Source organism: Rhodopseudomonas sp. G2_2311 (assembly GCF_047501505.1).
GTDB lineage: Bacteria > Pseudomonadota > Alphaproteobacteria > Rhizobiales > Xanthobacteraceae > Rhodopseudomonas > Rhodopseudomonas palustris_H.
On sequence record NZ_JAZDRK010000010.1, the window covers coordinates 1 to 19,867 of the forward strand.

The 19,867-nt window shown below is 64.7% G+C and carries 20 protein-coding genes and 1 tRNA gene; 11 read left to right on the plus strand and 10 right to left on the minus strand.

The features are described from left to right. Window positions 1–91: 91 nt before the first annotated feature. The 5 genes from VRZ08_RS14410 (at window position 92) to ptsN (ending at window position 5,138) form a co-directional block, all read left to right on the plus strand. On the plus strand, window positions 92–757 hold the full coding sequence (locus VRZ08_RS14410; protein WP_414533068.1) for an LptA/OstA family protein: 666 nt from the start codon (window positions 92–94) through the stop codon (window positions 755–757). A 167-nt stretch (window positions 758–924) separates the two neighbouring features. Then, window positions 925–1,887, plus strand: a complete 963-nt coding sequence (lptB, locus tag VRZ08_RS14415; RefSeq protein WP_414532971.1) for an LPS export ABC transporter ATP-binding protein — start codon at window positions 925–927, stop codon at window positions 1,885–1,887. A 205-nt stretch (window positions 1,888–2,092) separates the two neighbouring features. After that, complete coding sequence (gene rpoN / locus VRZ08_RS14420) at window positions 2,093–3,739, plus strand: RNA polymerase factor sigma-54 (RefSeq protein WP_346295976.1); 1,647 nt, start codon at window positions 2,093–2,095, stop codon at window positions 3,737–3,739. A gap of 57 nt (window positions 3,740–3,796) precedes the next feature. Next, window positions 3,797–4,402 carry a ribosome hibernation-promoting factor, HPF/YfiA family gene (hpf, locus tag VRZ08_RS14425; RefSeq protein ID WP_414532972.1) on the plus strand — a complete coding sequence of 202 codons (606 nt, stop codon included), beginning with the start codon at window positions 3,797–3,799 and terminating at the stop codon, window positions 4,400–4,402. Window positions 4,403–4,676: 274 nt separating this feature from the next. Next, the gene (gene ptsN / locus VRZ08_RS14430) at window positions 4,677–5,138 is read left to right on the plus strand and encodes a PTS IIA-like nitrogen regulatory protein PtsN (protein WP_107342326.1); all 462 of its coding nucleotides are present in this window, start codon (window positions 4,677–4,679) and stop codon (window positions 5,136–5,138) included. A gap of 303 nt (window positions 5,139–5,441) precedes the next feature. On the opposite strand, the gene VRZ08_RS14435 is transcribed toward ptsN, so the two are convergent. From VRZ08_RS14435 to VRZ08_RS14475, 9 genes are all read right to left on the minus strand, one after another. Beyond that, window positions 5,442–5,708 (minus strand): DUF1150 family protein, encoded by a 267-nt coding sequence (locus VRZ08_RS14435; RefSeq protein WP_107342327.1) that lies wholly within the window; start codon window positions 5,706–5,708, stop codon window positions 5,442–5,444. A 50-nt stretch (window positions 5,709–5,758) separates the two neighbouring features. Beyond that, window positions 5,759–6,184: an Hsp20 family protein gene (locus VRZ08_RS14440; protein ID WP_011155625.1), complete on the minus strand. Its 426-nt coding sequence runs from the start codon at window positions 6,182–6,184 to the stop codon at window positions 5,759–5,761. Between the two features lie 153 nt (window positions 6,185–6,337). After that, complete coding sequence (locus tag VRZ08_RS14445) at window positions 6,338–7,429, minus strand: sn-glycerol-3-phosphate import ATP-binding protein UgpC (RefSeq protein ID WP_414532973.1); 1,092 nt, start codon at window positions 7,427–7,429, stop codon at window positions 6,338–6,340. Window positions 7,430–7,434: 5 nt separating this feature from the next. Next, on the minus strand, window positions 7,435–8,283 hold the full coding sequence (ugpE, locus tag VRZ08_RS14450) for a sn-glycerol-3-phosphate ABC transporter permease UgpE (RefSeq protein WP_414532974.1): 849 nt from the start codon (window positions 8,281–8,283) through the stop codon (window positions 7,435–7,437). Next, complete coding sequence (gene ugpA, locus VRZ08_RS14455) at window positions 8,283–9,164, minus strand: sn-glycerol-3-phosphate ABC transporter permease UgpA (protein WP_264053776.1); 882 nt, start codon at window positions 9,162–9,164, stop codon at window positions 8,283–8,285. The genes ugpE and ugpA overlap by 1 nt, the downstream gene beginning before the upstream one ends. Before the next feature lie 122 nt (window positions 9,165–9,286). Then, on the minus strand, window positions 9,287–10,615 hold the full coding sequence (ugpB, locus tag VRZ08_RS14460; RefSeq protein ID WP_414532975.1) for a sn-glycerol-3-phosphate ABC transporter substrate-binding protein UgpB: 1,329 nt from the start codon (window positions 10,613–10,615) through the stop codon (window positions 9,287–9,289). Between the two features lie 229 nt (window positions 10,616–10,844). After that, window positions 10,845–12,050: a CaiB/BaiF CoA transferase family protein gene (locus VRZ08_RS14465; RefSeq protein WP_414532976.1), complete on the minus strand. Its 1,206-nt coding sequence runs from the start codon at window positions 12,048–12,050 to the stop codon at window positions 10,845–10,847. Between the two features lie 186 nt (window positions 12,051–12,236). Beyond that, window positions 12,237–12,312 (minus strand) — tRNA-Ala (locus VRZ08_RS14470). Window positions 12,313–12,382: 70 nt separating this feature from the next. Then, window positions 12,383–12,787 carry a TIGR02300 family protein gene (locus VRZ08_RS14475; RefSeq protein ID WP_107353702.1) on the minus strand — a complete coding sequence of 135 codons (405 nt, stop codon included), beginning with the start codon at window positions 12,785–12,787 and terminating at the stop codon, window positions 12,383–12,385. A 142-nt stretch (window positions 12,788–12,929) separates the two neighbouring features. Here VRZ08_RS14475 and aroA point away from each other — a divergent pair, with 142 nt between their 5' ends. Then, window positions 12,930–14,267, plus strand: coding sequence for a 3-phosphoshikimate 1-carboxyvinyltransferase (gene aroA, locus VRZ08_RS14480; RefSeq protein ID WP_414532977.1), 1,338 nt, complete (start codon window positions 12,930–12,932; stop codon window positions 14,265–14,267). Between the two features lie 3 nt (window positions 14,268–14,270). On the opposite strand, the gene VRZ08_RS14485 is transcribed toward aroA, so the two are convergent. After that, on the minus strand, window positions 14,271–14,945 hold the full coding sequence (locus VRZ08_RS14485) for a lysophospholipid acyltransferase family protein (protein WP_013499910.1): 675 nt from the start codon (window positions 14,943–14,945) through the stop codon (window positions 14,271–14,273). A gap of 164 nt (window positions 14,946–15,109) precedes the next feature. On the opposite strand from VRZ08_RS14485, the gene cmk reads away from it, so the two are divergent. The 5 genes from cmk to VRZ08_RS14510 all read left to right on the plus strand — a co-directional run bounded on the left by cmk (window position 15,110) and on the right by VRZ08_RS14510 (window position 19,860). Continuing rightward, the gene (gene cmk, locus VRZ08_RS14490; protein ID WP_414532978.1) at window positions 15,110–15,748 is read left to right on the plus strand and encodes a (d)CMP kinase; all 639 of its coding nucleotides are present in this window, start codon (window positions 15,110–15,112) and stop codon (window positions 15,746–15,748) included. 300 nt (window positions 15,749–16,048) lie between these two features. Beyond that, window positions 16,049–17,746, plus strand: a complete 1,698-nt coding sequence (rpsA, locus tag VRZ08_RS14495; RefSeq protein WP_011155635.1) for a 30S ribosomal protein S1 — start codon at window positions 16,049–16,051, stop codon at window positions 17,744–17,746. 229 nt (window positions 17,747–17,975) lie between these two features. Further along, window positions 17,976–18,956: a signal peptide peptidase SppA gene (gene sppA / locus VRZ08_RS14500; RefSeq protein WP_264053781.1), complete on the plus strand. Its 981-nt coding sequence runs from the start codon at window positions 17,976–17,978 to the stop codon at window positions 18,954–18,956. 165 nt (window positions 18,957–19,121) lie between these two features. Continuing rightward, window positions 19,122–19,436 (plus strand): integration host factor subunit beta, encoded by a 315-nt coding sequence (locus VRZ08_RS14505; protein WP_107342337.1) that lies wholly within the window; start codon window positions 19,122–19,124, stop codon window positions 19,434–19,436. A 37-nt stretch (window positions 19,437–19,473) separates the two neighbouring features. Beyond that, on the plus strand, window positions 19,474–19,860 hold the full coding sequence (locus VRZ08_RS14510; protein WP_107353706.1) for a lipopolysaccharide assembly protein LapA domain-containing protein: 387 nt from the start codon (window positions 19,474–19,476) through the stop codon (window positions 19,858–19,860). Window positions 19,861–19,867 lie beyond the last annotated feature (7 nt).

The following is a 19,867-nucleotide window of genomic DNA, read 5'->3' on the forward strand; positions in this document are numbered from 1 at the left end:
CCGCCGCGCAGCCCGCGCCGCCGCCCGCCCCGACCAAGTCGCGGGCGGCCCCCAATCCCGGCCAGCGGGCCGTCGCGAGGTGATCTCGACAATGCACATTGCTGTTTGGTTTCGTCGGCTTCGTGGCCCGGTCGCGCTGGCCAGTGCCGCGCTGGTTGCTCTGTCGGTTGCCGGCACGGTGCCGGCGGCGGCGCAGAGCGCCGTGCAGGGCGTGCCCAACGCGATGCAGGGCTTCTCGCAAAACCGCGACAAGCCGATCCAGATCGAATCCGACACCCTGGAAGTGCGCGACAAGAACAAGGAAGCGACCTTCACCGGCAACGTCAAAGTCGTGCAGGGCGACACCACCATGACGTCGCAGACGCTGGTGGTGTTCTACGACCAGGATCAGACTCCGGCGAAGGGCGCCAAGGGCAAGCCGATGCCGGCGGCCGCGCCGGGCCCGGACGGCGCCTCCTCGATCCGGCGACTCGAAGCCAAGGGCCACGTCGTCGTCACCCAGAAGGATCAGGTCGTCACCGGCGACAAGGCGGTGTTCGAGACCAAGACCAATTTGGTGACGATGACCGGCAACGTGGTGCTGACCCAGGCCCGCAACGTGGTGCGCGGCGACCGGCTGCTGGTCGACATGACCACCGGCGTATCGCGCGTGGAATCGGACAGCGGCCGGGTGCAGGGTCTATTTCAATCCTCGGGCGCGAATGGCGGCGGTCCGCTGCCGCTCGGCCCGCCGACCAGCTCGGGCAAGCCGAAGTGACCGTACCGCATCACCAGCACGCACCGCGAGTGTTGAACCGGACGGCGGCCGCCTATAACAGCGCCGGCGAAGCGTCGCTTTGCTGCGGCCGCACGGCCGCGGCAGGCGCCCATAACGTCACGGCACGCCTCGCGGCGGCGCGTCTCACGGAACAGGTTCGGTAGCGCATGGTGGATCTTCGCGGCATGTTCCGTCGGCGCCCGAAAGCTCCCGGGTTCGGCAGCGCGCGCAACGACATTACCAGATACAGCGACGACGTCGGCGATCTGCTCGCTACGCCGGTGCGCGACGCACCGCCGATCGCACGCAGCGAGTCGTACGCGGCTCCGCCGCGACAACCGGCCGCGGCTGCAGCACCGCGCCGCACCGTCGCCCCGCAGGCGGCTGCGCCGCAGGCCGCACCGGCATCCAGTTACTTGGCGGTGCACGGCGTCGAGAAGAGCTTCGGCACCCGCAAGATCGTGCGCGGCGTTAGCATCTATGTTCGACGCGGTGAAGCGGTCGGCCTGCTCGGCCCCAACGGCGCCGGCAAGACCACCGTGTTCTACATGATCACCGGGCTGATCAAGGCCGACAACGGCGCGATCGAACTCGACGGCCACGACGTCACCAAGCTGCCGATGTATCAGCGCGCTCGGCTCGGCATCGGTTACCTGCCGCAGGAAGCCTCGATCTTCCGCGGCCTTACCGTCGAGCAGAACATCCGCGCGGTGCTGGAAGCGGTCGAGCCGGACAAGCGCAAGCGCGAAGCGCAGCTCGACAATCTGCTGCAGGAATTCAACATCGAGCGGCTGCGCAAATCACCGTCGATCGCGCTGTCGGGCGGTGAGCGCCGCCGCGTCGAAATCGCCCGCGCGCTCGCCAGCCGCCCGAACTACATGCTGCTGGACGAGCCGTTCGCCGGTATCGACCCGATCGCGGTCGGCGACATTCAGGACCTGGTGCGTCACCTGACCAATCGCGGCATCGGCGTGCTGATCACCGATCACAACGTTCGCGAAACGCTCGGCCTCACCGATCGCGCCTACATCGTCTATGCGGGCGAGATCCTGACCGAAGGGACGCCCGAAGACATCGTCAACGATCCGGATGTGCGCCGGCTTTACCTTGGCGAAGAATTCCGGCTGTGAAGCCGGTTGCGGTTTAGAGCCGGCGGGTCCATGATTACCGCTACCGGCCTGATCGCGAGGCGCGATCAGAACTACCTAGATACCGGAAAGACATCCCGCCAGAAGGGCCGGCGCCTCTACTCCAAATTTCCCATCCGTCAAGGCGTGTACAACCGCTCCGGAAAGGCGTAAGCAAGAAACGGACCAACTACCGTTTCTGGCCACCATGGCGCTGTCGCAACGTCTCGAATTTCGTCAGACCCAGTCTCTGGTGATGACCCCGCAACTGATGCAGGCGATCAAGCTGCTTCAGTTGTCGAATCTCGACCTCGCGGCTTTCGTCGAGGATGAGATCGAGAAGAACCCGTTGCTCGATCGCGCCGGCGACAATGCGGAACCGCCGGTGGCCGGTGAAGCCACGGCGGAAGGCGCCGAGGGCGGCAGCGAGTTCGGTGCAAGCAGCGGCGAGGATTTCGGCGGCGAGGGTTCTTCGGATTTCACCGACCCCGCGGCCGCCGGCGCGTTCGAGCCAGGCACCGAAGAATGGATGCACCGCGATCTCGGCAGCCGGAGCGATATCGAGCAGACGCTCGATACCGGCATGGAGAACGTTTTTCCCGAAGAGCCCGCCGAAGCTGCGGCCCGCGCCGCGCAGGACAGCGCGCCGGCCTCCTATACTGAATGGGGCGGCGGAGCGTCGTCGGATGAAGGCTACAATCTCGAAGCCTTCGTGGCGGCCGAGACTTCGCTGGCCGACCATCTCGCCGAACAGCTCGCGGTTGCGGTCACGACGCCGTCGCAGCGGCTGATCGGACAGTACCTGATCGACCTCGTCGACGACGCCGGCTACCTGCCGGCCGATCTCGGCGATGCCGCCGAACGGCTCGGCGCCAGTCAGGACGACGTCGAAGCGGTCGTGCAGGTGCTGCAGACCTTCGACCCGCCCGGGATCTGCGCGCGCAACTTGAGCGAATGCCTCGCCATCCAGTTGCGGGAGCGCGATCGCTACGACCCGGCGATGCAGGCGCTGGTCGAACACCTCGACCTGCTCGCCAAGCGCGACGTTGCAAGCTTGCGCAAGATCTGCGGCGTCGACGACGAAGACCTCGTCGACATGATCGGCGAGATCCGTCACCTCGATCCGAAGCCGGGCCTGAAGTTCGGCTCGTCGCGGGTGCAGACCATTGTGCCTGACGTGTTCGTCCGGCCCGGCCCCGACGGCGGCTGGCTGGTCGAACTCAACAGCGACACGCTGCCGAAGGTGCTGGTTAACCAGTCGTATTATTCGGAGCTGTCGAAGACGATCCGCAAGGACGGCGACAAGTCGTACTTCTCCGACTGTCTGCAGAACGCCACCTGGCTGGTGCGCGCGCTCGATCAGCGCGCCCGCACCATCCTCAAGGTGGCGACCGAGATCGTGCGCCAGCAGGACGGTTTCTTCACCCACGGCGTCAAGCATCTGCGGCCGCTGAATCTGAAAGCCGTGGCCGACGCAATTCAGATGCACGAATCGACGGTGTCGCGGGTCACCGCCAACAAATACATGGCGACCAACCGCGGCACTTTCGAGCTTAAGTATTTCTTCACTGCGTCGATCGCTTCCGCCGACGGCGGCGAAGCGCATTCGGCCGAAGCGGTGCGGCACCAGATTCGCCAACTGATCGACAGTGAAGATCCGTCAGCAATCCTGTCGGATGATACGATCGTCGAACGTCTGCGCGAGGCCGGCATCGACATCGCGCGTCGCACCGTCGCGAAATATCGCGAAGCGATGCGCATTCCCTCTTCAGTGCAGCGCCGTCGCGACAAGCAGAACATGCTGGGCACGCCGTCTGCGGCCGCGAGCCGCTCCCGCGACACAGCCCCAGCTTGATTGCGTCGCCCTGCTCTGACTAGACTCACCTCCCCACATGTGAATCGAGGCACTGCCATGACCATCCGGATATCCGGCAAAAGCATCAGCATCGGCGAAGCGCTGCGCAGCCGCGTGAGCGAACGCACCGAGGAGGTGCTGCGCAAGTATTTCGATGGGAATTATTCGGGGCACTTCACGCTCAGCAAAGGCGGTTTCGGCTTCCGCACCGATTGTGCGCTGCACCTCGATTCCGGCATCACGCTTGAAGCCGAGTCGAATGCCGCCGACGCCTATGTCAGCGCCGATCAGGCGCTGGTCCAGATCGAGAAGCGCCTGCGCCGCTACAAGAGCCGCCTGAAGGATCGTTCGGCCCGCAAGGCTCACGCCGAGGCCAACGCGCTCGCCGAGCTCGGCACGCCGGTGGACGCGGCCAGCTACGTGATCGAAGCGCCCGGCGACGAAGAGCATCACGAGGACGCCTACAACCCGGTGATCATCGCCGAGGCCACCACCGCGATGAAGCGGCTGTCGGTGAGCGAGGCGGTGGTCGAGCTCGATCTCACCGGCGCACCCGTGGTGGTGTTCCAGCACGGCAGCTCGGGCCGCGTGAACATCATTTATCGTCGCGCCGACGGCAATATCGGCTGGATCGACCCGCCGGTGCTGAACGGCACGAACTGATCCGCGCATTGCCTCGCGGGAAAGCCGCAAGCGGAACCTCCGCGAGGCATTGACGCCCGTGCAACGCTCTGCCTATGGTCCGCCGCTTTTCGGCGGACCGCCGACGGCATTTTACGGCCGCCGGCAGGAATGCTAGACTTAAGTTAGGATCATGATTTCAGAAGCGTTTTAGCCGCGATCAGGAAATCGCGCGGCGCTTCTCGGATCGAACGCTTGACGCAACCCACCGCCGTCCTATTTCACCCGGACCGCACCAACACCCCCGGAACGCCTGATGACGATTACGGATCTTGTCGCGCCCGAGGCCGTCATCCCGGCGCTCAAGGTGATCAGCAAGAAGCAGGCGCTGCAGGAACTCGCGGCGCGCGCCGCTGAACTCACCGGTCAGAACGAACGCTCGATCTTCGAAGTGCTGCTGCAGCGCGAGAAGCTCGGCACCACCGCGGTCGGCTATGGGGTGGCGATTCCGCACGGCAAGCTGCCGAAGCTGGAAAAGCTGTTCGGGCTGTTCGCGCGGCTGGAACGTCCGATCGATTTCGAAGCGATGGACGGCCAGCCGGTCGACCTGATCTTCCTGCTGCTGGCGCCCGAAGGTGCCGGCGCCGACCACCTCAAAGCGCTGGCGCGGATCGCCCGGCTGTTGCGTGACCAGGACGTCGCCAAGAAGCTGCGCGCCTCCCGCGACGCCCATGCGATCTACTCGGTGCTGGCGCTGCCGCCGGCCACCGCGGCTTAACAGCGCGGCATATTGCTGGCCGGCAGCCCGCGAGCTTCGCGAAGGCATTACACTGACAGCAGAATGAGTCCTCGGCACCGGACCGAAACTGGTTCAGGCGCAGCGGTTACTCGTACGAGCTCCAACGTCGCTGAGCCGCGACGGCAAAGGCACGAGATCGCGTTACTATCGATATGGGGACGTGAGCAATGCAACGCGCTGCGGTTGCTTGCTGGGGCGCCTCAGCGCCGCTGATGAGTATTCAGCAGGCGCGGGGGCCGTCACCGGACACCCCGCGTCGCGTAACCGTCTTACAGTCAGCGCTTAGTGGACGCTGACGGCCTGCAGTTCCTGGCTCCAGGCATTCGCGATCGCCGCTTCACGGCTGTCGGTCAGCATGATCGGCGTGCCATCGGCCGAATGCAGCGCGAACAGCTTGAGGCCCGGCGCGATCTGCGGCGCCTGCGGGAACAACCCAGGTACGTCTTCGGAGCGGATCTGCTTCACATAGGCGATGTGGCCTTCGCCCAGATGCGCCAGCGCTTCCGGCGTGACGCCCACATTTTCAAGCGTAGTACCAGCTTCAGTCATGGTCTCGACTCCTCTAGGAGACTAAGCGGTCGAGTCCGCTACTCGTTCCATTATTCGTGTTCGGTGATGGCGATTGTCTTAATGACCCTTTCCGGCTCAGGCCGGATCAGGTCGATGGACAACAACCCGTTTTTCAGGTCCGCACCCAACACCTGCATCCCGTCGGCCAGCACGAACGTCCGCTGGAAGTGACGCGCGGCAATGCCGCGGTGGATGTATTGCCGAGTTTTGTCATCCTGCTGCCGGCCCCGGATCACCAGTTGATTTTCCTCAACTGTGACATCGAGTTGATCGCGGGTGAATCCAGCCACCGCCAGTGTGATGCGCAGCTTTTCGGGATCGCCGTTGCTGCGTTCGCACCGTTCGATGTTGTACGGGGGGTACCCGTCGGCGCCTTTGACGACGCGGTCGAGCGCACGCTCGATCTCGTCGAATCCCAGCAGAAAGGGACTAGATAACGAAGGAACACGAGACATCACAAAGTCCTCTCGAAGCGACTTTGAGGGGGTCCTTGCGGCACCCCATCGACCGTCCGGCACCTCGCCGTCCAGTCCAAACCAATATGGGCAGTGCAAAAGAACTGTTCAAGAAGGCCAGAACAGCGAATTCCACCAGTAGCTTACGGTCGGCTAGCCGGCAATCCGGCGGCGCCCGTCGGCGGAAAACAGATGCAGGCAGTGCGGCGGCGCGGCGACCGTGATGCGCTCTCCGACCGCCGGCGCGACCTGGCCGGGGATCCGGACGATGATGTCCCCGCCGGCCCCTTCGCCAGGCTTTCCAGCGACCACCGGCCGCGCCTCATGGCCTGCGCGGGCCCCGTAGACGAACGTCTCCGGCCCGACCCGCTCGATCGCCTCGACGGTGATATCGAGCGCCAGCCCGCCGTGAGCTGCCCCTCCTGGGCCGATGACGAGGTCCTCCGGGCGGACGCCGAGAATGCCCGCCTCGGCCGGCGCGCCACCGAGCTGGCTCCGCAGATCGTCCGCCAGGGTCAGCAGGTTCATCGGCGGTGCGCCAATGAACGAGGCCACAAAGGTCGTCGCCGGCTTGGCATAGACGTCGAGCGGCGAGCCGATCTGTTCGACCTGGCCGGCATTCATCACCACCAGCATGTCGGCAAGCGTCATTGCCTCGAGCTGGTCGTGGGTGACGTAGATCGCCGTGGTGGCGAGCCGGCGCTGCAGCTTGCGGATTTCGACCCGCATCGCGACCCGCAGCTTGGCGTCGAGGTTCGACAGTGGCTCGTCGAACAGAAATACCTTGGGATGCCGCACGATGGCGCGGCCCATCGCGACCCGCTGGCGCTGGCCGCCGGACAATTGCCGCGGCTTCCGGGTCAGCATCGGACCGAGTTCGAGGATGCGCGCCGCTTCCTGCACCCGCGCGTCGATTTCCGCCTTGGCCATGCCGCGGTTGCGCAGGCCGTACGCCATGTTGTTGTACACGGTCATGTGCGGGTAGAGCGCGTAGTTCTGGAACACCATCGCGATATCGCGATCGGCCGGCTCGACGTCGTTGACGACGCGGTCCCCGATGCCGATCTCGCCGCCGGTGACGGTTTCGAGCCCGGCGATCATTCGCAGCAGGGTCGACTTGCCGCAGCCGCTCGGCCCGACCAGCACGCAGAACTGGCCGTCGCCGACTTCGAAATCGACGCCTTTGATGGCCTCAAAACCACCCGGATAGGTCTTGCGGACAGAGCGGAGAACGACGTTGGCCACTGTTGCTACTTCTCCGTCTCGACCAGTCCGCGCACGAACAGTTTCTGCATCAGCACCACCACGGCGACCGGCGGCAGCATCGCCAGAACGGCGGTCGCCATTACCACTGGCCACTCGGTCAGCGCATCCGAGGTGACGATCATCTTGCGGATGCCGATCTGGATGGTCTGCATGTCGTCGCGGGTGGTGATCAGCAGCGGCCAGAGATATTGATTCCAGCCGAGGATGAACAGAATCACGAACAGCGCCGCCATATTGGTGCGCGACAGCGGCAGCAGCGTATCCCAGAAGAACCGCAGCGGCCCGGCCCCATCGATCCGCGACGCTTCCAACAGTTCGTCCGGCACCGTCATGAAGAATTGCCGGAACAGCAGCGTCGCGGTCGCCGACGCGATCAGCGGCAGCGCCAGCCCGGCGTAACTGTCGAGCAGATTGAGGTCCGCGGCGATCTTGTAGGTCGGATAGATCCGGACCTCGACCGGCAACATCAGGGTGATGAAAATCAGCCAGAAGATCGTCATCCGGAACGGAAACCGGAAATACACGATCGCATAGGCGGAGATGATCGAGATCGCGATCTTGCCGAGCGCGATCGACATCGCCATCACGAACGAGTTGAACAGCATGCTGGCGACCGGCTCGCGGGTGGTGCCGGAGGAGCCGACGAAGATAGTCTTGTAATAGGTTTCCAGAAAGTGGCCGCCGGGCAGCAGCGACATCTGGCCATTGGCGATGGTGGCGTTGTCCTGGGTCGAGGCGACGAACGCCAGATACACCGGGAAGGCCACAATCGCGACGCCGATCCACAGGATCAGATGCGGCACCAGGTGTCCGAACTTCCGGTGCTCGACCATCAATAATTCACCTTGCGCTCGACGAAGCGGAACTGGATCGCCGTCAGGGCGATCACGATCGCCATCAGAATCACCGATTGAGCCGCCGAACTGCCGAGGTTCGAGCCGAGCAGGCCGTCCTGATACACTTTATAGACCAGCGTTTCGGTCGCCTTCGCCGGACCGCCGCGGGTCATGGTGTCGATGATGCCGAAGGTGTCGAAGAACGCGTACACGACGTTGACGATCACCAGGAAGAAGATGGTCGGCGACAGCAGCGGGAAGATGATGGTCCAGAACCGGCGCATCGGCCGGGCGCCGTCGATCGCCGCCGCCTCGATCACGCTGGAGGGGATCGCCTGCAGCCCGGCGAGGAAGAACAGGAAGTTGTAGGAGATCTGCTTCCAGGCCGCCGCGAGCACGATCAGCAGCGCCGCCTGATCACCATCGAGCAGCGGGTTCCAATCGACGCCGAGCGCGCGCAGCCCATGGGCGATGACACCGAGCGACGGATTGAGCATGAACACCCACAGCACGCCGACCACCGGCGGCGCCACCGCGTAGGGCCAGATCAGCATGGTGCGGTAGAACGTCGAGCCGCGCAGCGGCCGGTCCGCCATCACCGCCAGCAGCAACGCCAGCGACAGCGACGACAGCGCGATCGCGAAGGAGAAGACGAAGGTCCGGATGATCGCGGCGAAGTAGTCGGGCTGGTCGAGCAGCTCGCGATAATTGTCGAACCAGACGAACACGGTCGACAGGCCGAAGGCGTCCTGCAGCAGAAACGACTGAATCACCGCCTGCACGGCTGGCCAATAGAAGAACACCAGCACCACCACGAGCTGCGGCAGCACCAGCAGATAGGGCAGGAACTTGGACTGGAAGACGGCCTGCTTGAGCATGACTAACTCCCCTCCCCCATCCTGCCGTCATGCGCGGGCTTGACCCGCGCATCCATCACTCTTCCGAAGGATGGATTGCCGGGTCAAGCCCGGCAATGACAGCCAGTGTAGGGTTGGAGCACTTACCTCACCGCGGTCTTTTCGAACTGGCGCAGCATGGCGTTGCCGCGTTCGACGGCGGCGTCGAGCGCCTGCTGGGCGGTCTTCTTCCCGGCCAGCGCCTGCTCGATTTCCTCGGCCCACAGTTCGCGGAGCTGCACCATGTTGCCGAGCCGCAGGCCGCGCGAATTCTCGGTCGGCGGCTTGTTGGTCAGCTCCTTGATCGGGGTTTCGAGATACGGCTGCTCCTTGTAGAAGCCGTCCGCCTTGGCCTTTTCGTAGGCCGCCTTGGTGATCGGCAGGTAGCCCGAGGCCTTGTGGATCGCGACCTGGCGATCGGTATCGGACAGGAACGCCAGGAACTTGGCGACGCCCTTGTACTCGGCGGCGTTCTTGCCGCCCATCACCCATAGCGAAGCGCCGCCGATGATCGAATTCTGCGGCGCGCCCTTGATGTCCGGATAGTAGGGCATCGGCGCGTTGGTCCAGTTGAACTTGGCCTGCGACTTGACGTTGCCGAAGAAGCCCGACGAGGTCAGGAACAGCGGGCACTCACCCGAGGTGAAGCGGCCCTCGCCGGTGTTGGTGCGGCCGGAATAGTCGTAGGTCTTGTCCTTCTGCAGCTCGATCAGCTTCTGCAGATGCTTGAGCTGAACCGGGCCGTTGAATTCGAGCTTGGTATCGAAACCGTCGAGACCGTTGGCCTTGCTGGCCAGCGGCACGTTGTGCCAGGCCGAGAGCTGCTCGAGATTGGCCCAGGTGACCCAGGCGGTGGAGAAGCCGCAGGTGGCGTAGCCGGCAGCCTTCAGCTTCTTGGCGTCTTCGAACACCTCGGGCCAAGTCTTCGGGATCTCGGCGATGTCGGCCTTCTTCAGCGCGTCGAGATTGACCCACATCACCATCGAGGACGAGTTGAACGGGAACGACAGCATCTCGCCCTTGGAGGTCGAGTAGTAGCCGGTGATCGCCGGTAGATACGCCTTCGGATCGAACGGCTCGCCGGTTTCCTGCATCAGTTTGTAGACCGGCTTCACGGCGCCGGTCGCCGCCATCATGGTGGCGGTGCCGACTTCGAACACCTGCAGGATGTGCGGCGCGTTGCCGGCGCGGAACGCGGCGATGCCGGCGTTCATGGTATCGGCGTAGCCACCCTTGTAGGTCGGCACCACCTTGTAGTCACTCTGCGCGGCATTGAAGTCATTGGCCAGCTTGACGATGACGTCGTTGTTGCCGCCGGTCATCGCGTGCCACCACTGAATTTCGGTGACCGCATATGCCGGCGCAGCCATCGCCAGCGTCGCGGCGATCGCCGTCGCGGCGGCCGCGGTCAGGCCAAAGGATCGAAATGCCATGAAAACCTCCCGGTTGGGCACGTGCTGTCGTGGTGGGCGCGCGTAGCAGTGCGCGATGACAGACACATGACCGTATAAGCGAGGCACCGCCGGGGAGGAAGCGGCGGCGGCGCTGTCGTCGCAACAGCTTATGATGCAGTGCAAGAGTTCCTGCACTGCGGTAATCGAAGCTGGGTGCGTAGCGAGAGCAGAATGAACGGCGCCGGCATCGCGGCCGGCGCCGTCCTCATCAGCGTTTGCGCTCGGGGCCGCTGACGATACCGTCGGCCTTCAGCTTGGCGATGTCGTCCGCCGAATAGCCGAACTCGCCGAGCACTTCGTTGGCGTGCTGGCTGAACGTCGGCGGCAGGCCACGCAGGCTGGCCTTGGTGCGCTCGAACCGGATCGGCGAGGCAACGCCCTTGTACCAATCCTTCTCGATCACATCGCCGCGGTAGGCGGTGTGGGGACTGGTCAGCGCCTTGTCGATCGACTGCACCGGGCCTGCGGGCAAGCCGGCATTGAGCAGCCGGTCGCACAGCGGCACCGCATCGTGCTGGCTGAATACCGCCTCGAGTTCGGCGCGGAGCGCAGCGCGGTTGGCGATGCGGTCCTTGTTGCGCGCGAAGCGCGGATCGGTACCGAGCTCTGGCTTGCCGATTTCCTTGCACAGCTTGCGGAACGTGCCGTCATTGCCGACGCCGGTGAAGATCTGGCCGTCGCGGGCGTTGAAGGTTGAATACGGCACCAGGTTCGGGTGCTCGTTGCCGGTCAGCGCCGGCGGCTTGCCATGCAGGAAGTAGTTCGCGGTATGCGGATGCATGATCGCGAGACCGGTTTCGTAAAGCGTGGTCTCCACGAACTGGCCCTTACCGGAGCGCTCACGCTCCGCCAGCGCCATCAGGATACCAATGGTCGCATACAGGCCGGTGGTGATGTCGACCAGCGGCACACCGATTCGCACCGGTCCGCTCTCCGGCGAGCCGGTCGCGGCGATCATGCCGGTCATCGCCTGGATGATGGCGTCATAGCCGGGGTTGCCGCCGCGCGGGCCGTCGGCGCCGAAGCCCGAAATCCGGCAATGCACCAGCCGCGGAAACTTCTCGCGAATCACCTCGTTGGAGAGGCCCCATTTGTCGAGCGTGCCGGGCTTGAAGTTCTCGATCAGCACGTCGGCGTCTTCGAGCATCTTCAACAGCACCTCGCGCCCGCCGGGCGAGGCGAGATCGAGGCCGATCGAACGCTTGTTGCGATTCACGCCGAGAAAATACGCCGCGTCCTCGTCATGGAACGGAGGCCCCCAGTCGCGCACCTCGTCGCCGGCCGGCGGTTCGAGCTTGATGACGTTGGCGCCGTGGTCGGCGAGGATTTGGGTGCAGTAGGGCCCGCCAAGCACGCGGGTCAGATCGATTACACGCAATCCGGCGATCGCGCCGGGCATCGATGCAGAGGTCATAAGGGCTTTCTTACCGAAGCTTTGCAGGAGCGGAGAACTTATCGCCCCCAACACCGTCTTGGCAAATGCCCGGCGGGCGTCGGCTTCGTTCGCAGCGCATGAGAGGCTTCAGTGCTGCGCACCTGAGCGGCGGGCGCTGGGTGTGCGCCTGAGCGAGACAAAAGCTTTGAAAGCCTGAGGGAAGGATGGTGGAGCCAGGCGGGATCGAACCGCCGACCTCTTGCATGCCATGCAAGCGCTCTCCCAGCTGAGCTATGGCCCCTTACCCTGGGTGCGCGGCGCAAATCAAAATCGGCCGCGCGGCAATCGTTGATCACATATCGGCGACGATCTCAAGTCTCCTCATCGCCAGAAACGTCACCAATGATGTCTGTGACGTCTTCATCCTCTTCTTCTTCATCGGCGATGAAGGTCGAATCGTCGTCATCGTCGTCGATGGCTTCGTCGATTTCGATGTCGTCCTCGGATTCCGGCACCACGGCCTTGACCTTGCCGGTGTTCTCCTCGGCATCGGCCTCTTCCAGCGACACCAGCTCTTCGGCTTCCATCGCCTCGGGGGCTTCCGTATCCGCGCCAACAGGGGCGCGCTGATCCGCACGGCTGCGCGGCGCCGTAACCGGTGCAATCGGCACCACCTCGCCGGTGTAGGGCGAGATCACGGGATTCTTGTTCAGATCGTAGAACTTTTTGCCCGTCGTCGGGCAAATGCGTTTGGTTCCGAGATCGGATTTCGCCACTTGTGCAACCTTGGGATTTCTTGAAAAACGGTGCTTCACTTGGCTAGTTGGCACGCCGCTGTCAATAGCGGTTTATGCCGAAGGCCGCGAGGACGGCCGCAATGCCAGGCCGAATCACCCGCAGCCGCGAGGGACCACAATCTTGACTGATTCGAACCAGCCGACGCCGCTGCAGGCGCGCAAGAGCGGCGCATTGCGCGGCACCGCGCGCGTCCCGGGCGACAAGTCGATTTCGCACCGGGCGCTGATTCTCGGCGCGCTGGCGGTCGGCGAGACGCGAATCTCCGGCCTGCTCGAGGGCGAGGACGTTCTCAACACCGCCAAGGCGATGCGCGCGCTCGGCGCCAAGGTCGAGCGCACCGGCGACTGCGAATGGCGCGTGCATGGCGTCGGCGTCGCCGGTTTCGCCACACCGGAAGCCCCGCTGGATTTCGGCAATTCGGGCACCGGCTGCCGTTTGGCGATGGGTGCGGTCGCCGGATCGCCGATCCTGGCGACGTTCGACGGCGATGCGTCGCTGCGCAGCCGGCCGATGCGGCGAATCGTCGATCCCCTGGAGCTGATGGGCGCAAAAGTGGTATCGAGCAGCGAGGGCGGCCGATTGCCGCTGGCCCTGCAGGGCGCCCGCGATCCGCTGCCGATTCTGTACCGCACCCCGGTGCCGTCGGCGCAGATCAAATCCGCGGTGCTGCTCGCCGGCCTGTCGGCGCCCGGCGTCACGACGGTGATCGAGGCCGAAGCCAGCCGTGACCATACCGAGCTGATGCTGCAGCATTTCGGCGCCACGATCGTCACCGAACCCGAAGGTGCCCATGGCCGTAAGATTTCATTAACCGGCCAACCCGAATTGCGCGGCGCCCCGGTGGTGGTGCCGGCCGATCCATCGTCGGCCGCCTTCCCGATGGTGGCGGCATTGGTGGTGCCCGGCTCCGACATCGAACTGACCGACGTGATGACCAACCCGCTGCGCACCGGGCTGATCACGACGCTGCGGGAAATGGGCGCCTCGATCGAGGACAGCGACGTCCGCGGCGATGCCGGCGAGCCGATGGCCCGTTTCCGTGTGCGCGGATCGAAGCTGAAGGGCGTCGAGGTGCCGCCGGAGCGGGCGCCGTCGATGATCGACGAGTATCTGGTGCTGGCGGTCGCCGCTGCGTTCGCCGAGGGCACCACCGTGATGCGCGGCCTGCACGAGCTGCGGGTCAAGGAAAGCGACCGGCTGGAAGCGACGGCGGCGATGTTGCGGGTCAACGGCGTCGCGGTAGAGATCGCAGGCGACGATCTGATCGTCGAAGGCAAGGGCCATGTGCCGGGCGGCGGCGTCGTCGCCACCCACATGGATCATCGTATCGCGATGTCGGCGCTCGCGATGGGCCTCGCCTCGGACAAGCCGGTGACGGTCGACGACACCGCCTTCATCGCCACCAGCTTCCCGGACTTCGTTCCGATGATGCAGCGGCTCGGTGCCGAATTCGGCTGAGCCTCAGGCCGCTTCGACCGGCTGAAGGCCGACGATCCGGTCGGTTTCGTTCTGGGCGGCGGTCAGAGCCGCCTGCAGCCGCTCCGCGATCTCTGCGGTCGGCGAGCCCGCCTCGACGGTGATCGGCTCGCCGAACCGGATCGCGACCTTGGCAAAAAGCCCGGGCAGCATCAGCCGATCCCAGCTCCGGAGCAGCTTGTGACGCGACAGGCTGACCGAGACCGGCAGGATCGGCAGCCCGGTCAGCCGCGCCATATCGAGAACACCCTCGCTGTTGATGCGCATCCGCGGACCGCGCGGGCCATCTGGCGTGACGAACAGGCTGTGGCCGGATTTTCCGAGCCGCATCATTTCGCGCGCCGCCCGCATGCCGCCGCGCGAGGACGAACCGACCGCCGTCTGAATCCCGAACGCGGCCCCGACCCGGGAGATGATCTTACCGTCGCGATGCCCGCTGATCAGCGCGACCAGCGGCTTGCTTTTGGTCTGCAGCATCGGCGCCATGATCAGCCGCCCGTGCCACATCGCCAGGATGTAAGGCTCCGGGATCGGAGCGGCCTGCCGGTCGTATCGACCGGTCCACATCACGAACTTAAAATAGATCTTGGAGAAGTTGACGCCGAGCGACAGGACCGCATCCGATCGCGTAATCCGTTTGACGAAAGCGGGCGTGGCCATCCAGGCAGGGTCCGGGCAGAGATTGATAGGAAATCGCCAACGAGGCTGGCTTCGGCGGATCGCGGGTTTATACCCAGTCGTTCACGGCTGCAAACCACCGCGGGCCTCGTCGGGACGCCCCGCCGCCGTAAAGGCTCACCAAGCCAATTGGAATGCACAAGAGAATGATCATCGCAATCGACGGACCGGCTGCATCGGGCAAAGGCACGCTCGCCAAGCGGCTGGCCGCACATTATGGCCTCAGGCACCTTGATACCGGCGTGATCTACCGCGCGGTCGCCAAGGCGATGTTGGACGCCGGCGCCAACCTCACCGACGAGGCGCGCGCCGCCGAGGTCGCGCACACGCTCGACCCGGCGCGGTTCGACGATCCGGCGCTGAAGAGCCACGCGGTCGGCGAAGCCGCCTCGGTGGTGTCGGCCCATCCGCAAGTCCGCGCCGCCCTGGTCGAGTTCCAGCAGGCTTTCGCCGCCGCGCCTCCCGGCGCCGTGCTGGATGGCCGCGACATCGGCACGGTGATCTGTCCCGACGCCGAGGTGAAGATCTTCGTGGTCGCCTCGCCCGAGGTTCGCGCCCACCGCCGCTTCCTGGAAGCCCAGTCCCGCGGCGAGCCCGCCGACGAGGCGGAGATCCTGGCCGACATCATCAAGCGCGACGAACGCGACAAGAGCCGCTCGGCAGCGCCGCTCAAGCAAGCACCGGATGCAGTCTTGCTCGATAATTCCTATTTGGATATAGAAGGCGGCGTCCGGGCCGCCATCGACATTGTCGAGGCCGTTCGAGCGGGCCGGCGTCGGGTCTAATCGACCAAACCGACGCCGTCATTGGAGGTTCGCCCGCTCCGCCGCCACCGCCGCGATGGCCGGATGAAGACCGCGAGATCCATCTCGGATTCGTCGCTTCTTTTGCCGCCGGACGTTCTGCTGGAATGCCCCAATCTGCGATCCGCTTCACCGCGGATCAACGTCTCGACCGTGCAGGCATGCTGCCGGCCCGCTCCGCACTGATGTGCTGGGTGGTCGTCAGGTTCGCGGACCCCTGACACTGTGCGCGCGAGACGGCCCTCAACCGAACTGCCGGCGACATCCGCATCTGGAGAACAAATGGCTTCGACTGACACTTACAACCCGACCCGCGACGATTTCGCCGCGATGCTCGACGAGTCCTTCGCCGGCGGCAACCTGCAGGAAAGCTCTGTTATCAAGGGCAAGGTCGTCGCGATCGAGAAGGACATGGCCGTCATTGACGTCGGCCTGAAGACCGAAGGCCGCGTGCCGCTGCGCGAATTCGCAGGTCCGGGCCGCGACAACGAGATCAAGGTCGGCGATACCGTCGAGGTGTTCCTCGATCGGATCGAGAATGCGCTCGGCGAAGCCGTGCTGTCGCGCGACAAGGCGCGCCGCGAAGAGAGCTGGGGCAAGCTCGAGAAGGCCTTCCAGAACAACGAGAAGGTGTTCGGCGTCATCTTCAATCAGGTCAAGGGCGGCTTCACGGTCGACCTCGACGGCGCCGTGGCGTTCCTGCCGCGCTCGCAGGTCGACATCCGTCCGATCCGCGACGTTGCGCCGCTGATGAACAACTCGCAGCCGTTCCAGATCCTCAAGATGGATCGCCGCCGTGGCAACATCGTCGTGTCGCGCCGGACCGTGCTGGAAGAGACCCGCGCCGAGCAGCGCCAGGAGCTGGTGCAGAACCTCGAAGAGGGTCAGGTGATCGACGGCGTCGTCAAGAACATCACCGATTACGGTGCGTTCGTTGACCTCGGCGGCATCGACGGCCTGCTGCACGTGACCGATATCGCCTGGCGCCGGGTCAATCACCCGACCGAGGTGCTGACGATCGGCCAGACCGTCAAGGTCAAGATCATCAAGATCAACCACGAGACCCACCGCATCTCGCTCGGCATGAAGCAGCTGCTGGACGATCCGTGGCAGGGCATCGAGGCCAAGTACCCGCTGAACGCGCGCTTCACCGGCCGCGTGACCAACATCACCGACTACGGTGCGTTCGTCGAGCTCGAGCCGGGCATCGAAGGCCTGATCCACGTCTCCGAGATGTCGTGGACCAAGAAGAACATGCACCCCGGCAAGATCGTTTCGACCTCTCAGGAAGTCGAAGTGCAGGTGCTCGAGGTGGATTCGGTCAAGCGCCGTATCTCGCTCGGTCTCAAGCAGACCATGCGCAATCCGTGGGAAGTGTTCGTCGAGAAGCATCCGGTCGGTTCGACCGTCGAAGGCGAGGTCAAGAACAAGACCGAGTTCGGTCTGTTCCTGGGTCTCGACGGCGACGTCGACGGCATGGTCCACCTCTCGGACCTCGACTGGAAGCTGCCGGGCGAGCAGGTGATCGACAACTTCAAGAAGGGCGACATGGTCAAGGCCGTGGTGCTCGACGTGGACGTCGAAAAGGAGCGCATCTCGCTCGGCGTCAAGCAGCTCGAAGGCGACCCCTTCGCCGAGCCGGGCGACGTCAAGAAGGGTGCTGTCGTGACCTGCGAAGTGCTCGACGTGAAGGAAAGCGGCATCGACGTGCAGATCGTCGGCACCGACTTCAACACCTTCATCAAGCGCTCGGAGCTGGCACGCGACCGCAACGACCAGCGCAGCGACCGCTTCGCGGTTGGTGAGAAGGTCGACGCCCGCGTCATCCAGTTCGACAAGAAGGCCCGCAAGGTCCAGGTGTCGATCAAGGCGCTGGAAGTGGCCGAGGAGAAGGAAGCCATCGCGCAGTACGGCTCGTCCGATTCGGGCGCGACGCTGGGCGACATTCTCGGCACCGCGCTCAAGCAGCGCGACAAGTAAGCCTCAGGCTTACCTCACGACATCCAGGGCTCCGGCATTGCCGGGGCCCTTTTTCGTTGCGCGTGACCCGCCTTGCGACGGCCGGCGCCGGTGGTCGCAGCGGTGCGGGCAGGCCGCCGCACGAACCATGTTTTCTTCATATTGGATTGTAATTGATGTATTTCGCTCATGGGACGGCAACGATCCCATCCGACAACCGAAACGATAGCCGCCGACCGGAGAACCGCTGATGTCGCTTGATTCCGATGTGATCGTCGATCGCCGCCGGATGCGAAGGAAGCTGACGTTCTGGCGCGTGGCGGCTGTGCTGGTCGCGATCGTCGCCGTGGTGGCGATCGGTGCGATGGTGTCGCCGGCAGGGCGCGGCGCGCTCACCTCGACCGGCTCGATCGCCCGCATCAAGATCGAGGGTCTGATCCGCAGCAATGACGAGCGTGTCGAAGCGCTCGACCGGCTCGGCAAGTCGTCCTACTCGGCCGTGATCGTCCACATCAATTCGCCCGGCGGCACCACCGCGGGCTCCGAGGAATTGCACGACGCGCTGGCGCGGCTGAAGGCGAAGAAGCCGATGGTCGTGGTGGTCGAAGGGCTCGCCGCCTCGGGCGGCTATATCGCCGCGCTGGCCTCCGAGCACATCGTCGCACAGCAGACTTCGTTGGTCGGTTCGATCGGCGTGCTGTTCCAATATCCGAACGTGTCCGAGCTGCTGAAGACCGTCGGCGTCAAGGTCGAGGAAGTAAAATCGTCGCCGCTGAAGGCTGCGCCGAACGGTTTCGAGCCGACCAGTCCTGAGGCACGCGCCGCCATCGAGGCGCTGGTGAAGGATTCCTACGCGTGGTTCCGCGGCATGGTGCAGCAGAGCCGCAAGATGACTGACGATCAGCTCAACGTCGTCGCCGACGGCCGGGTGTTCACCGGACGCCAGGCCGTAGGGCTCAAACTGATCGACGAACTCGGCGACGAGAAGACCGCGATCGCGTGGCTGGAGAAGGCGAAGAACGTCAAATCGGGCCTGCCGGTGCGCGACTACAAGCTCTCACCGCAGTTCGGCGACCTCACCTTCCTGCGCGCCGCAGCCTCCGTTGCGTTCGACGCTGCGGGCCTCGGCGTGATCGCGCGTCGCGTCGAACAGACCGGCGCGATGCAGTCGGTCGAGCGGCTCGGCCTCGACGGCATGCTGGCGCTGTGGGCGCCGTCCGCGGGTCAGTGATCTCTGCCCGCGGGGCGTGCAGCCTGTGCGGTATTTTGACCCTGAAAGCGGGTTCAATGACGCCCATCGGACGCCCTTCGCCGGGGCGTCTGTCCGATTTAGCGTCTTGACAGTTCACGGCATTTTCACGGAAATGGCGGTCCGCACGCACGGACCACATCCTCGATGATCAAATCCGAACTCGTTCAGCGTATCGCCGAGCACAACCCGCACCTGTATCAGCGGGACGTCGAGAACATCGTCAACGCGATCCTCGATGAGATCGTCGAAGCGTTGGCGCGTGGGGATCGGGTCGAGCTTCGCGGCTTTGGCGCATTCTCGGTGAAGCATCGTCCGGCACGCGCCGGGCGCAATCCGCGCACCGGGGCTCATGTGCCGGTCGAGCAGAAGACCGTGCCGTTTTTCAAGACCGGCAAGGAAATGCGTGAGCGCCTGAACCGCGACGGCGGCGACGACGCTGAAACCAGCGATACCGCGTAGCGCGACGCCCCATTGCCGAGCCAGGCGAGCGAATGACATGCAGAAATTCCTGACGGCCCTGGTGCTGATCCCGCTCGGTTTGATCCTCGTGGTGTTCGCGGTCGCCAACCGCCATATGGTCGACGTCTCGTTCGATCCGCTGGACCCCAGCAACCCGCTCGGTCACATCCGGCTGCCGCTGTTCGTCGTGATCATCGTTACCGCTATCGTTGGCGTGATCCTCGGCGGTATCGCCACCTGGTTCGGACAACGGCGCTGGCGACGCTCCGCCCGCCGGCATCAGGCCGAAGCGATCGAAGCCCAGAACCAGCTCGCCAGCCTGCGTGCCAGCATCGCCACGCCGGCGCAGAGCGAGCCGCGCCGGCTGCTGCTCGAGAGCGGTTCCAGCGGCGCCGGGCGCGACAAGTCCCGCGCGACGTTGTAAGACTGCG

Bases quoted from the DNA above. Each gene is read 5' to 3' on its own strand.
- VRZ08_RS14410 (WP_414533068.1), top strand. From the start codon at position 92: ATGCACATTGCTGTTTGGTTTCGTCGGCTTCGTGGCCCGGTCGCGCTG.
- lptB (WP_414532971.1), top strand. From the start codon at position 925: ATGGTGGATCTTCGCGGCATGTTCCGTCGGCGCCCGAAAGCTCCCGGG.
- rpoN (WP_346295976.1), top strand. From the start codon at position 2,093: ATGGCGCTGTCGCAACGTCTCGAATTTCGTCAGACCCAGTCTCTGGTG.
- hpf (WP_414532972.1), top strand. From the start codon at position 3,797: ATGACCATCCGGATATCCGGCAAAAGCATCAGCATCGGCGAAGCGCTG.
- ptsN (WP_107342326.1), top strand. From the start codon at position 4,677: ATGACGATTACGGATCTTGTCGCGCCCGAGGCCGTCATCCCGGCGCTC.
- VRZ08_RS14435 (WP_107342327.1), bottom strand. From the start codon at position 5,708: ATGACTGAAGCTGGTACTACGCTTGAAAATGTGGGCGTCACGCCGGAA.
- VRZ08_RS14440 (WP_011155625.1), bottom strand. From the start codon at position 6,184: ATGTCTCGTGTTCCTTCGTTATCTAGTCCCTTTCTGCTGGGATTCGAC.
- ugpE (WP_414532974.1), bottom strand. From the start codon at position 8,283: ATGGTCGAGCACCGGAAGTTCGGACACCTGGTGCCGCATCTGATCCTG.
- ugpA (WP_264053776.1), bottom strand. From the start codon at position 9,164: ATGCTCAAGCAGGCCGTCTTCCAGTCCAAGTTCCTGCCCTATCTGCTG.
- ugpB (WP_414532975.1), bottom strand. From the start codon at position 10,615: ATGGCATTTCGATCCTTTGGCCTGACCGCGGCCGCCGCGACGGCGATC.
- VRZ08_RS14465 (WP_414532976.1), bottom strand. From the start codon at position 12,050: ATGACCTCTGCATCGATGCCCGGCGCGATCGCCGGATTGCGTGTAATC.
- VRZ08_RS14485 (WP_013499910.1), bottom strand. From the start codon at position 14,945: ATGGCCACGCCCGCTTTCGTCAAACGGATTACGCGATCGGATGCGGTC.
- cmk (WP_414532978.1), top strand. From the start codon at position 15,110: ATGATCATCGCAATCGACGGACCGGCTGCATCGGGCAAAGGCACGCTC.
- rpsA (WP_011155635.1), top strand. From the start codon at position 16,049: ATGGCTTCGACTGACACTTACAACCCGACCCGCGACGATTTCGCCGCG.
- sppA (WP_264053781.1), top strand. From the start codon at position 17,976: ATGTCGCTTGATTCCGATGTGATCGTCGATCGCCGCCGGATGCGAAGG.
- VRZ08_RS14505 (WP_107342337.1), top strand. From the start codon at position 19,122: ATGATCAAATCCGAACTCGTTCAGCGTATCGCCGAGCACAACCCGCAC.
- VRZ08_RS14510 (WP_107353706.1), top strand. From the start codon at position 19,474: ATGCAGAAATTCCTGACGGCCCTGGTGCTGATCCCGCTCGGTTTGATC.